The following is a 12,553-nucleotide window of genomic DNA, read 5'->3' on the forward strand; positions in this document are numbered from 1 at the left end:
TTCGCCGGCCTGGTGGTCTTAGCGAGGAGCCTGAACCCGATCCCATCCCGAACTCGGCCGTTAAACTCCTCAGCGCCGATGGTACTATGGCTCAAGCCCTGGGAGAGTAGGTCGCTGCCAGGCCTGCAAAGGACATCTTTCCTCTTCACATCCCAAAACGACAACGCCGCGCTGATATCCTCAGCGCGGCGTTGGCGTTTGGGCATGTGGTGACCGCGCCTGTTCGCCTCGACATTGCGCATGGCAGCGCGATTCAGCTCTCACCGAAACCTGATCCTCACGCTGCGCGTCCGCGATGAGGTCGAGGCGCGTCATCGAACGGGCCCGGAGATCTCCGGCTGGGGTCTCGCTGCCGAATGAACGCGGATGCGTAGCGCCCAGACCGTCGATGGCTGGCGTGGACGAGGTCACCGGCGAGCTCGCCTCAAGTCGCCGAATTCAGCAACAAAACCTTGAACCGTCCGACGCCCCCTGTGACTAACTCTGTGCGTTTGAGATTTCGTCATTGATATTTATGGTTGTGAGCCCTCGGGCCGATAGGGAGCCGTACACATGAGGAAGCTTGCTCTTCTGGTTTCGCTTGCCGCTGTCTTCGCGGCCTATCTGGGGTCCGCCGTTCCGGTTTGGGCGCAGGCCTCGAGAACCTGGGTCTCCGGCGTCGGAGATGATGCCAATCCGTGCAGCCGAACGGCACCCTGCAAGACCTTCGCGGGGGCGATCTCCAAGACCGCGGCGCTCGGAGAAATCAACTGCATCGATCCCGGTGGTTTCGGCGCCGTGACCATTACGAAATCCATCACGATCGACTGTCATGAGATCTTCGCGTCCGTCCTGAATGCCGGAACGAACGGCATCATCATCAATTTCGATGCGATCACGGATGCGAGGAAGACGGTTCGTCTGCGCAACCTGAATCTGAACGGATTCGACACCGGCCTCAACGGCATCCGCATCATCGGCGCGGCGTCGGCGGGCAGCGCCGTCTTCATTGAGGATTGCTTGATCGACGGCAATTTCGGCGGCACCGGGCGCGGCGTTTCCGACGAACGGTCCGGCGGCGGAAAGCTGTTCGTCTCGCGCTCGACGATTCGTGACAACGGGCAGAAGGGCATTTTCGTCACACCGAGCAGCGGCCAGACGCGGATCGACGTGGTCATCGACGATGTCCGCGTGGAGAACTCCAGTGTCGGGTTTGAGTTCGGCGCAGGGGTGAAGGCCATCATCAACCGCTCGGTCTCCTCCGGCAACAGCCAGGTGGGCGTGAACATCGTCTCGGGCTCCGAAGTCGACGTCGACAACAGCGTGGTCAGCGGAAACGGGACGGCGATCAACAACGTCGGAACGGCGCGCTTCGCCAATACCGACATCAAGTTCAACAGCAACGTCAATAACGGCGGAACGCTCTCCTATGGGAACAACCGAATCGCCGGCAATGCCGCGATCGGAACGCCATTGACCGCGATCGGAGCGGCTTCGACGGAATTCGGACAGCAGTAGCCGAGCATATCTGGGCTCGCGTCTGCGAGGTTTCGGGCCGTCGCGAATGCTTCGGCTCCACCTGATGTCACCGAGGAGGAATCATGCGACAGATCAGCAATCATAGCCCCCGCACCACTTCGAGTTTCAGCCGAACGTTCAATGGCCTTGTTGTCTTCGGAACACTGACGGTTCTCTGCGTGTCTCGTCTCCCGGCCCTGGCCGAGGTGCCATCGATCCCGGTCGACCCCAATCTGAGGACCGTGTCGCTCGTCGCTCAGGATTCATCGGATTGCGCGAACAGCACGGTCCAGGATGATCCCAATCGGATCAGGGGAGGAGAGATCTGGGTCACGAAGGGACCGAATGGCGCGATGAGCGCGAAGATCGCGATGACCGCCAAGCCCAATACGTCCTATCACTTCTTCCTCAAATGCGTCCGCCTGCTGGGTGACATCAAGACCGACGACGACGGAACGGGAATGGCGTCCTTCGACTTCAAGGCGTCCGAAGTCGGCGCGCGATTCGCGTTCGACATGTATCCGGAAGGCGCACCTCCGGGCGAGAAATTCCAGAGCCTGCCGGTCTCGTTTCAGTAGCAACGGGCGACTCGCCCTCGCGCAGCTCCCTGTTCGACAATCCTGACCATGCTGCTGCCGGCGAGCCGGGCAGGGCATCTCCACCGCCATCGATGCGTGGCACGCCTCCGGGAAGACGATTCGGTCCGCTCGCGTCGCAAGCGGACCGGGTCAATTCAGGGGCTTGATGATGCGCTGGAGCCTTCGCTTCAGCGCGTCACCGTGCGGCTATAGCTGTAGGCGTTGCCGCGCGGACCGCTGCCTTGGCCCTGTACGGTGCAACTGCCGCCACTGCAGCTCGCCGAGCCCGACCGCGACCAACTGCGTCCGGCGGGACCCGTGCCGCCGCCTTGCCAGCCGCAGGCGCCGCCGGCACAGCTGCCGGAGCTCCCGAAATTGGTGGTCCCCCGCGGCCCTGTGATCGAGCCGCTGCGAGTCCAGGCATTCGCGTCAGCCGCGGCGGCCGCCGACAGGGCGGCCACCAGCAAGAGAGTGCCAAGGGTTGTCTTCACGTCAGTCTCCCAATGTGTCCCGCCGGCGATCGCGTCGCCTGCGGAGGGAGATTGACCTTGCGATGTCGCGCGCAGATGTACCATCAGTCTTATTTCGTGCTGGTGATTGGCAAAATGTAACGGTAGGTCACCGGACAGCCTGGGCGTGCATGACACCTCGAACTTCATGTGCTTCGGCTGGCCTGCGCCGGGTAACAGTGTGTAACAGCGGCCGCCGGGGCATTGCCAAGGGGCGGGGTTTTTGGGCATCAGTCCTGGTCATGAGCATGCCCGCAGCCACGCTTCTGATGGTGGAGGACGACCCGGAGATCAGCCGGCTCGTCGGTGAATTCATGCGCCGCGAAGGCTTCGAGATCGAGGTCGCGGATACCGCGGCCGCGATGGACGCGGTGTTGCGGCGGAAACGGCCCGATCTGATCATCCTCGACCTGATGCTGCCGGGAGAGGACGGGCTGTCGGTCTGCCGCCGGCTGCGGCAGAGCGACGACATCCCGATCCTGATCCTGTCGGCGAAGAGCGACGAGATCGATCGCGTCGTCGGGCTGGAGCTCGGTGCCGATGACTACATGGTCAAGCCTTTCGGTCCCCGGGAGCTGTTGGCGCGCGTCCGCGCGCTGCTGCGGCGGTCGCAGGCGAGCCCGCCGCGCGAGGCGAGCCGCCGCTTCGGCTTCGATCGCTTCGTCATCGACGTCGACGCCCGGAGCATCGAGATCGCGGACGCCGAGGCTGCGCCGATCCAGCTGACCTCGGCGGAGTTCGACCTGCTCGCCTGTTTCGTGCAGCGGCCCCGCCGGGTGCTGAGCCGCGACCAGATCCTGGACTGGACGCGGGGGCGCTCCGCCGAACCGTTCGATCGCACCGTGGACATGCTGATCTCGCGCCTGCGCCGCAAGCTCGAGGCGGCGAGTCCCGGATCGAACCTGATCACCACGGTGCGCAACGGCGGATATCTGTTCACGGCGATGGTGCGGACGGTGTCGTGATGATGCGGCTGACGCTCGCGATGCGCATCGGCCTCATCGTCCTCATCAGCCTCGTGGCGATCTGGATCGTCACCTTGGCGCGATTCTACCGCGCCCGCACCGCCGAGATCGAAGGCGCGACGCCGCCACCCGCGCGGCTCGCCGCGGTCGCCGAGCTCATGGAGCGGACACCCCGGGCGGCGCGGGGGCAGGTCGTGGACGCAATATCCTCGGACCGTTTCGATGTTCGGCTGGTCGATGCCGGAGCGGCGGCCACGCTGCCGCGAACCGAGCAGGCGTCGCTCAGGCAGGGGCTGCGTGAGGCCTATGCCGATGCGCTGGGGGCTCGCCATCTGGCGATTGCCTCGGTGACCGAGTCCGACGGGCCGTGGTTTCCGCGGTTGTCGCGCGCGCCGCAGAATGCGCTGCAATTCCGCATCGGCCTGAACAATGGCGACGTGCTCGTGGTGGAGTCGCGCGCGCCGCTGATGCTGACGCAGCGGGGACTGCCGGTCGGTCTCGGTGCCGGCCTGTTCGGGACGCTGGTCGCGCTGTTTGCGCTTGTGATCATGCAGCGTGAAACGCGCCCGCTGGCACGCCTCGCCGCAGCGGTGGACCGCGTCGATCTGGCCGGGGCCCCGGTGCCGCTGCCCGATGTCCGTCGCAATGCGCCCGAGGTCCGCGCGGTGGTCACCGCGTTCGGCCGTCTGCAGGACCGGTTGGCGTCGCTGATGCAGGCGCGGATGGTGCTGGTCGGCGGCATCGCCCATGATGTCCGCACCTTTGCCACGCGGCTGCGGCTGCGCGTCGACCAGATTCCCGACGAGGCCGAGCGGCAGCGCGCCGAGGCCGACATTTCCGACATGATCCGTCTGCTCGACGACGCGCTGCTGGCCACGCGCGCCGGCGCCGGCGAGCTGCCGCAGGAGCTGATCGCCTTCGACGAGCTGGTGCGGGCCGAAGTCGACGATCGCCGCGCGCATCGATCGAACGTGCGCTTCGCGCCGGCCGATGATCGCCGTGAGCTGCTGATGCTCGGCGACCGCATCGCGTTGCGCCGGATCATCGCCAACATCATCGACAACGCGATCAAATACGGCCATGCGGCGGATGTCTCGCTGCGCAGCGATGCCGAGCATCTCGTGCTCACGGTCGACGACGACGGGCCAGGCATTCCGGTCGCGCAGCGCAAGGCGATGCTGGAGCCGTTCACACGGCTGGACAGCTCGCGCAATCGCGCGACCGGAGGAGCAGGGCTGGGGCTGGCGGTGGTCCGTACGCTGGTCGAGGCGCATCGCGGCAGCATCGAGATCACCGACGCACCGCGCGGCGCCCGCATCGTCGTGCGGCTGCCGCTGTTCGTGGATGGAACGAGCCGGCATTCGAATCTTGCATGATCGTTCGTCCGTCAAAAGGCGCATGGCCGCGTGATCCCGCGGCGGACGCTCCGTCCGGGGTGATGCAGCGTGAAGCCCTCGGAGATCGTGAGGGCGCAGGGAAGGCCGGACCTCGACTGAGGCCCGTGGCCCGCCTGCGAACAAGAATGCAGGCGGCAGGTACCACAGGTCAGCCGGAAACCCGGCCCTCCCTGCGCGATGGCTTAACGGCTGCTTCGCGTTCTCCCTGGTGCGCCGGGCTTTCTGGCCACCATCCCCATGCGAAGCCAGGCTTCGTCATGAGTTGATATCAGCATCGGGATATCAGGACCGCGCGACTTGACCGTGCATGGAAGATCGTTCGTCGGCGCGAGTACGACCCGCGCTGCAATCCACCATGCCCATCGCTCCCCGCCTCACATATCGTGACGACCGCGCGTACGTCCCTCAGCTCGAGACGGGATGCCATAATCAAACATGTTTTCCGGAAAAGCGAAAGAGGAATCTTTTCGCCGCAGGGACTGGACAGGCCAAATCAGCTTGATCGCGCAGAAAGATTTCGTCTCCGCGCGCATGACTCCGCGGCTCGCACCGTGTCCGCATCGGATGATTCGTCGGGTGTCGAGATTCGATGCGGCGGACTGCGGCAGGCGCGCGGACCGCCGCGCTGGCCGATCGCGGATGATCGAAATTCTCGTTGCCGTTCCGATGCTTGCGGTGGATCTGCGCGCCACTTTAAAGAAATTCCAGCACACTTAGAGCAATTCAGTTTGCTGCAGCCCTTCTCTTGCCGGACGGTCGGTTCATGTGACGGCAACGTCCAATGAAGCAGGGTGGTGCGAGCGCAATGCGTCTGTGGGTTCAGGTTCATACGTGGACGTCGCTGGTCAGCATGGTCTTTCTGCTGATGTTGTGCCTCACCGGACTGCCGCTGATCTTCCATGACGAAATCGAGCATCTGTTCGAGGACGAGATCGCCGCGCCGGCGATGCCGGCGGACACGCCGCGTCTGCCGCTCGATCGTCTGATCGCGGCGGCCAAGCAGCAGCTTCCGGAGCAGCATGCGCTGTTCGTGAGCGTGAAGCAGAACGAGCCGCTGATCGTGGTGGCGATGTCGCCGACCGCCATCCCCGTGCCCGGCCAGTTTCATCGCCTCACGGTGGATGCGCGCACGGCCGCAGTCCTCGGCGAGGAGGTGCCGCATCAGGACGTGATGGACGTGATCCTGCGCATTCACCGGGACATGTTCACCGGCCTGCCCGGAGAATTGTTTCTCGGTCTGATGGGGCTCGTCTTCGCCGCCTCCATCGTGTCCGGCGTCGTCGTCTACTGGCCGTTCATGCGGCGACTGCAGTTCGGCACCGTGCGCGACCGCTCGGCGCGGCTGAAATGGCTCGACCTGCACAATCTCCTGGGCATCGTCACGGTGAGCTGGGCGCTTGCGGTCGGCTTGACCGGCACCATCAATACGCTCGCGGTGCCGCTGTTCGATCTCTGGCGCGCCCAGACCATGCCGGCGCTGCTCGCGCCCTATCAGGGCAAGCCGCTGGCCGAGGCCAAGTCGATCGAGGCCGCTGTCAACGCCGTCCGCACCGCCTTTCCGGACCGGCTGGTGACATCCATCACCATGCCGACCACGACGCGTTTCGGCAGCCCGCAACACCTGATGGTCTGGACCAAGGGGCGGACGCCGTTCACGGCGCGCATGTTCAAGCCCGTGCTGGTGGACGCGGAGGACAGCAGCAAGATGGTGGCGCCGGAACTGGCCTGGTATCTCACCGCCCTGCAGGTGTCGCGGCCGCTGCATTTCGGTGACTATGGCGGGCTGCCGTTGAAGATCATCTGGGCCGTGCTGGACGTCATCACCATCATCGTGCTGTGCAGCGGTCTGTATCTGTGGGTGGCGAAGCGGCGGAGCAGCCGGCGCAAGGTGGCAGGCGTGGTTGCGGCGGCCTCGCCGGTGACGGTGTCGCCATGAGTTCATCCGCAGCATCGTCGCCGCCCTCGGCCCGCGTCGCGCAGCTCTCCGCCTGGCAGGTGTTTCGTGCGCCGCTGATGATCGGCCTCGTCGCCACCGCCGGGCTGGCCTTCGGCCTGTTCGGCGACGGCCTCTGGGATGGCCTGTGCTGGCTCGGGCTGTCGGTGCCGATCCTGCTGTCGCTGATCTATGGCACGCCTTGGAGCCGCGCGGCGAAGACCGCGCCGGATGACGTGCAGGGCGACAGGCGCGATCAGTCGCGCTGAGCGCGATCGCGTTTCCCTTGCGTGGGATTCCTTCGCAAGGTTGATCTCAGCAGCTGTGCCCTGTGACGGGACTGCTGCCGCGCTGTTGCGCGGCTGACCGTGACGCACGGTCGCCTTTCGATCAATCACCCATCTATCATTCGCACATCGCGGCATGCCGTACGACGTGGATGGCCGGGACGAGCCCGGCCATGACGGCGCGGATACAGACGAGCGCAACATCTCCAGCGTCGAATGCGCTGGAGCTGCCTGGAACAGGCCGCGTCGTCGATCCCCGCGCGCGTGTCCCTGCGCGCGAACTCATCCGTTGAAGCCCGTCACTTCACGCCGCTCTGCGGCATCGATGGCCAAGATGCGGCGCAATTGAAAGCAAACGTTGATTTAAAGGTGACGTTGTGATTAGTTGTCAATGAAGGGTTGATCGACGCCCGCGCGATGACGTCGAGACCATCGCCCCCTACCGTCATGCTATTTGTCGCGATCGCCGCAGAAATCTCCACGCGATCCACACGACATGCGCTTCTTTGGAAGGCTTCAAAGAACGCGCGCGAAGAAAATCCAGCCGCAAACACAATTAGTTAGAATCGCGCGCGCGGCAAATCTGTCGCTCGTTAGACGAGTTCTACGTCACGCGACGCCATCCTCGAATACCTGTGTGTTAGGAGCACCGACGGACCAAGCAGGAACTTGGAATGATCGGGGTGTCAGGATGGTTTGTCGTATTCGGGTGAGAGACGTTAGGTTGACGAAATCTTTGGGACTCGTGAGCTCGCTGGCGCTCACCTTGAATATTGGTGGCATTTCGCAAGCCCTGGCTCAGACGCAGCTTCCCGATGTCACCGTCGATGCACCGAAGCCGAGGGCGCGGCAGGTCGCGCCGAGGCCGCAGGCAACCCCGACGCGCACCGCCCAGCAGCGCCGCGTCGCCCCGCGCAACCTTCCGCCGACGGCGCCGGTCGCCTATGTGACGCCTTCCACGGGCACGATCGGTGCGCCGCCGTCGCCCTATGCCGGCGGCCAGGTCGCCAGTGGGGGCGGGCTCGGCCTGCTCGGCAATCGCGGTGTGATGAACACGCCGTTCAACCAGACCAGCTTCACGGCGAAAACGATCCAGGATCAGCAGGCCCGGACGATCCGCGACGTGCTGATCAACGATCCGTCGGTGCGCACGATCCAGGCGGCCGGCGGCGGCGCGGACAGTCTCTACATCCGCGGTTTCTATTACGACAGCGGCGACTATGCGCTGAACGGCCTTGCCGGTATCGCGCCGTACTATTCGACCGGGGCCAATTTCATCGAGCGCGTGGAGCTATTGAAAGGCCCGGCTGCACTGCTCAACGGCATGACCGTCGGCGGCACCGGCGCGTCGAGTGGCGGCGCGGTCGGCGGCAGCGTCAACCTGATCACCAAGCACGCGCTCGACACCGACATCACGCAGTTGACGGCGACTTATGCTTCGAAGACGCAATTCGGCGAGCAGGTCGACATCAGCCGCCGCTACGGCGAGCACAAGGAATGGGGCGTGCGGCTGAGCAGCAAATACTCCAATGGCAACACACCGTGGGACCGGCAGACTGACGAGTTCGGCAACGCCCATCTCGCCGTGGACTATCATGGCGAGAACGTGCGGCTCGACGCTGATATCGGCTATCAGGCGGACAATCTGAACCCGCCGCTGCGGTTCTTCACGATCGGGGCCACCACGACCAGCATTCCCAATCCGCCGGCATCGGGCACCAATTTCCAGATGCCGTGGGCCTATTATGCGCCGACGGACTTCTTCTCGACCGTGAAGGGCGAGGTCGATCTCGGCGAGCACGTGACGGCGTATGCGGGATTCGGCTATCACGACAGCAACATCAACTACCGTTACATTTCGCCGACGATCGCGAACAATGGAAGTCTGAGCGGAACGGCATTGACGGGAAGCGAAACCTACAAGACCTACGCCGGAGAGGCCGGACTGCGGATCACTGCGGACACTGGTCCAGTCAACCATGCCATCAATGTCGGCTACTCCGTCACCGATCGGACATATACCCAGCGCGTGGTGACCGGCACTCCGGATTTCAAGAAGACGCCGTGGAGCCTCTATTCCGATCCGACCAACATCCCGCTGCCCGCATTCTCTTCCACTCTGGCCGCCAATCAGGTCGTCGGCGCCAATCTGTGGAGCATCGGTGTCTCGGACACCATGTCCATCCTCGACAAGAGGATCCAATTGACGGTCGGTGCGCGTCGGCAGACCGCCGGGACCGAGATTGCCAATTTCCTCCCGACCGGGGTCAGTCGCCCGTTCCAGGATACGTCCGTCTGGACGCCGGCCTATGCGCTGGTAATCAAACCAGTCGAGCAGGTCGCGCTCTATGCGAATTATATCGAGGGCCTGCAGACGCCGGCGGTCGTAACCGGCGCCACTTTCAACAATATCGGCACGGTGTTTCCTCCGGGGCAGACCAAGCAGGTCGAGACCGGCATCAAGGTCGACTTCGGCCGAATCACCACGACGCTCAGCGCGTTCGATATTTCGAGGCCCAGCATCATCAGCGTCGCAGTCCCTGGCCAGGCGAAGCCTGACCAGGTCCTCAACGGCCTGCAGCGAAACACTGGCGCGGAGTTCAACGTGTTCGGCGAGGTCACGCCGGCATTCCGGCTGCTCGGCGGCGTAGCCTATACGCACGGTGTGCAGGAAAAAACTCAGGGCGGCGCCACTGATGGCCTGCGCGCTGTTGGTGTTCCTGAGCTGACTGCGAATATTGGAGCCGAATGGGACACGCCGTTCGTGCGGGATCTGACCCTGACGGGACGTGTGGTCTACACGGCGACACAATATGTCGACGCGAAGAACACGATGTCCTTGCCGGATTGGACGCGCGTCGACATCGGCGCCCGCTACACCTTCACTTCGCCCTGGAACGGCAAGCCGATCGTGCTGCGGGCGGCCGTGGAGAACGTCTTCGACAAGGCCTATTGGGCGTCCGCCTATAGCGGCGTGATCACGCTCGGTGCGCCGCGCACCTATCTGGTGTCGACGACGTTCAATTTCTGACGCCAAGGCGTGACGCAAAGAGTGAGGCCGTCGCTCAGATGATGCGCGACGGCCTCGTTAGTTAGTTCATTCATTCGTTGAATTTGCACCAACTGTGGCGATCATCTGGTTTGTTTGTAGCTCGTCTGCCGTCGCGATCGAGGATTGTGATCGTTTTCCGGAGATACATCCTGATGTTGAATCGTCACGCGAGCGTCACCTTGGAGAGATTAAAAACTTGGATCGGCGGTATCACTTTGACTGTCATTCGCAACTACATTACTCGTAGTTCATCGCCGTCGCTGAATAAGTAGGAGTAGTCGGACATGATGGTCTTCGACCGGGATGACGTCACTTTCGCCGTCGTCGTGAATCACGAAGAGCAATACTCGATCTGGCCAACCTTCAAGGAGATCCCGAACGGTTGGACCGCAGTCGGAGTGACCGGCAGCAAGAAGGAATGTCTCGATCACATCGAACAGGTCTGGACCGACATGCGGCCGCTGTCGCTGCGCAAATTCATGCAGGAGAACGCCTCCGTCGCCGCCGAATCCTGATTCCACGGAGTTGTTGCGATGCGACTCTTCTGTTTGCCTCACGCCGGCGGCAGCGCCACGGTCTATGCACGGTGGAAGCGGTCGCTTCCGTCCTGGATCGACGTCGTCCCGCTGGAGCTGCCCGGGCGCGGCGCGCGGATGGACGAGCCATTGCACACTGATCTTTCGGCTCTGGCCGACCAGCTTGCGGCCGAACTGATCGGCGCGAAGCTCGCATCGCCTTACGTGCTGTTCGGGCACAGTCTCGGCGGCCTGATCGGCTTCGAACTCGCACACCGGCTGCTCGCGCTCGGCGCGCCGAGACCGCGGCTGCTGATCGTGTCGGGGACCGAGGCTCCGGCGATGCGCGACGACAGCCGCTGGCGCGAGCCGCTCGGTGACGATGAATTGCGCAGCGAGCTGCTGCGCCTGGACGGCACGCCGCGCGAGGTGTTCGCGAGCAGGGAGATCATGCAGGGCGCCTTGCCGGTGCTGCGCGCCGATTTCCTGATGTGCGGGACCTACGTCTACCAGCGGCGGCATCAGCTGCCATGTCCGATCCACGTGTTCGGTGGCGATCGCGACGAGACGCGCCCGGATGCTCTCGCCGGCTGGCGCGCCGAGACGGAAGCGTCCTTCGCGATGGACATGCTGCCGGGAGGTCATTTCTTCCTGCACGACGAGCCGGCCGATGTCCTGAAGCGCCTCGCCGCGCTGCTGGCGCGCCAGGCCCAGCCGCAGCTCGCGGGCGCCTGAGCCGTCCGCTTCGACCACCTCGACCGGCCAACCGGCCGGTCGACCAGACTTCGATGCCGAGATGACGAAGACGGGGAGAGATCATGTTCGCAAGACAACTTAAGATAGATGAGAATGAGCTTCCCTTCGTTCTGCGCGCGAGCCGCAAGCAGGAGCCGCTGATCGAGGCCATCGCGGATGTCCGCGACATGATCGAACGCCAGCTCACCTCGTCAGGCGGCATTCTGTTTCGCGACTTCCAGCTCGACGGCGCCGAGGGTTTCCGGCGTTTTGCCGCGAGCTTCGGGCATCCTTTGCTGTCCTATGAGTTCGGGTCGACGCCGCGCTCGCAGGTGAGTTCCGGCGTCTATACGTCGACGGAGTACCCGCCGCACCAGCACATACCGCTGCACAACGAGCAGGCCTATACACGCGACTGGCCGATGAAGATCTGGTTCTATTGCGAGCGCGCGGCCGAGCAGGGCGGCGAGACGCCGATTGCCGACAGCCGGCTGATCTACCGCGACATGCCGGCCGCGATCCGCAACCGCTTCGCCGAGCGGGGCGTGATGTATGTCCGCAACTATGGCAGCGGGCTCGATGTCGACTGGCGGCAGGTGTTCGGCACCGAGTCGAAGGCGGAGGTCGAGGCCTATTGCGCCGCGCACGACATCGTCTGCGAATGGAAGGACGGCGACGAGCTGAGGACCCGGCAGGTCTGCCAGGGAACGGCCGTGCATCCCGTCACCGGGGACATGGTCTGGTTCAACCAGGCGCATCTCTTCCATGTCTCCAGCCTCGCGCCGGAGCTGCGTGACAGCCTGCTCGAGGTCGTCGGCGATCCCATAGAGCTGCCGCGCAATGCCTTCTATGGCGACGGATCGCCGATCGAGGACGAGACGCTGACCACGGTGCGCGGCGTGCTCGACCGGCACAAGATCATCTTCCCGTGGAAGACCGGCGACGTCGTCATGCTCGACAACATGCTGACCGCGCATGCGCGCGAGCCGTTCAAGGGGCCGCGCCGGGTGATCGTCGCGATGGCGCAAGCCCATCGCGTCAACTGAGCCCGCGACCGTTCACCGCCGCCACCGGATCTTCTGATG

At 64.1% G+C, this 12,553-nt stretch carries 13 protein-coding genes and 1 rRNA gene; 13 read left to right on the forward strand and 1 reads right to left on the reverse strand.

From position 1 onward, the window contains the following. Window positions 1-8: 8 nt before the first annotated feature. The 3 genes from rrf (at window position 9) to ACQR0Z_RS31560 (ending at window position 2,075) form a co-directional block, all read left to right on the forward strand. Window positions 9-123, forward strand: a 5S ribosomal RNA gene (rrf, locus tag ACQR0Z_RS31550). A gap of 429 nt (window positions 124-552) precedes the next feature. After that, window positions 553-1,497, forward strand: coding sequence for a right-handed parallel beta-helix repeat-containing protein (locus tag ACQR0Z_RS31555; protein WP_434921244.1), 945 nt, complete (start codon window positions 553-555; stop codon window positions 1,495-1,497). Window positions 1,498-1,850: 353 nt separating this feature from the next. After that, complete coding sequence (locus ACQR0Z_RS31560; protein ID WP_434857794.1) at window positions 1,851-2,075, forward strand: hypothetical protein; 225 nt, start codon at window positions 1,851-1,853, stop codon at window positions 2,073-2,075. Window positions 2,076-2,263: 188 nt separating this feature from the next. Here ACQR0Z_RS31560 and ACQR0Z_RS31565 read toward each other — a convergent pair whose 3' ends face one another. Next, window positions 2,264-2,566 carry a hypothetical protein gene (locus tag ACQR0Z_RS31565; protein ID WP_434876680.1) on the reverse strand — a complete coding sequence of 101 codons (303 nt, stop codon included), beginning with the start codon at window positions 2,564-2,566 and terminating at the stop codon, window positions 2,264-2,266. 260 nt (window positions 2,567-2,826) lie between these two features. Between ACQR0Z_RS31565 and ACQR0Z_RS31570 the strand changes: the two genes are divergently transcribed. From ACQR0Z_RS31570 to ACQR0Z_RS31615, 10 genes are all read left to right on the forward strand, one after another. Next, the gene (locus ACQR0Z_RS31570; RefSeq protein WP_434921245.1) at window positions 2,827-3,549 is read left to right on the forward strand and encodes a response regulator; all 723 of its coding nucleotides are present in this window, start codon (window positions 2,827-2,829) and stop codon (window positions 3,547-3,549) included. Further along, window positions 3,549-4,925: an ATP-binding protein gene (locus ACQR0Z_RS31575; protein WP_434857765.1), complete on the forward strand. Its 1,377-nt coding sequence runs from the start codon at window positions 3,549-3,551 to the stop codon at window positions 4,923-4,925. Before ACQR0Z_RS31570 ends, ACQR0Z_RS31575 begins: the two co-directional genes overlap by 1 nt. 456 nt (window positions 4,926-5,381) lie before the next feature. Further along, on the forward strand, window positions 5,382-5,663 hold the full coding sequence (locus tag ACQR0Z_RS31580) for a hypothetical protein (RefSeq protein WP_434857764.1): 282 nt from the start codon (window positions 5,382-5,384) through the stop codon (window positions 5,661-5,663). Between the two features lie 88 nt (window positions 5,664-5,751). Then, on the forward strand, window positions 5,752-6,882 hold the full coding sequence (locus tag ACQR0Z_RS31585) for a PepSY-associated TM helix domain-containing protein (protein ID WP_434857763.1): 1,131 nt from the start codon (window positions 5,752-5,754) through the stop codon (window positions 6,880-6,882). Continuing rightward, a complete protein-coding gene (locus ACQR0Z_RS31590; RefSeq protein ID WP_434857762.1) occupies window positions 6,879-7,148 on the forward strand; it encodes a hypothetical protein in 270 nt (89 codons plus the stop codon). Before ACQR0Z_RS31585 ends, ACQR0Z_RS31590 begins: the two co-directional genes overlap by 4 nt. A 234-nt stretch (window positions 7,149-7,382) precedes the next feature. Continuing rightward, window positions 7,383-7,547, forward strand: a complete 165-nt coding sequence (locus ACQR0Z_RS31595; protein WP_434876684.1) for a hypothetical protein — start codon at window positions 7,383-7,385, stop codon at window positions 7,545-7,547. Window positions 7,548-7,857: 310 nt separating this feature from the next. Further along, window positions 7,858-10,197, forward strand: coding sequence for a TonB-dependent siderophore receptor (locus tag ACQR0Z_RS31600; RefSeq protein ID WP_434857761.1), 2,340 nt, complete (start codon window positions 7,858-7,860; stop codon window positions 10,195-10,197). A gap of 305 nt (window positions 10,198-10,502) precedes the next feature. Next, complete coding sequence (locus tag ACQR0Z_RS31605) at window positions 10,503-10,733, forward strand: MbtH family protein (protein WP_434921246.1); 231 nt, start codon at window positions 10,503-10,505, stop codon at window positions 10,731-10,733. Window positions 10,734-10,751: 18 nt separating this feature from the next. Beyond that, a complete protein-coding gene (locus ACQR0Z_RS31610) occupies window positions 10,752-11,468 on the forward strand; it encodes a thioesterase II family protein (RefSeq protein WP_434857759.1) in 717 nt (238 codons plus the stop codon). 83 nt (window positions 11,469-11,551) lie between these two features. Further along, entirely contained in the window at window positions 11,552-12,514 is a 963-nt protein-coding gene (locus ACQR0Z_RS31615) for a TauD/TfdA family dioxygenase (RefSeq protein WP_434921247.1), read from the forward strand. The last annotated feature ends 39 nt before the right edge of the window (window positions 12,515-12,553 follow it).

This window comes from Bradyrhizobium sp. HKCCYLS3077 (genome assembly GCF_051167555.1).
Taxonomy (GTDB): Bacteria; Pseudomonadota; Alphaproteobacteria; order Rhizobiales; family Xanthobacteraceae; genus Bradyrhizobium.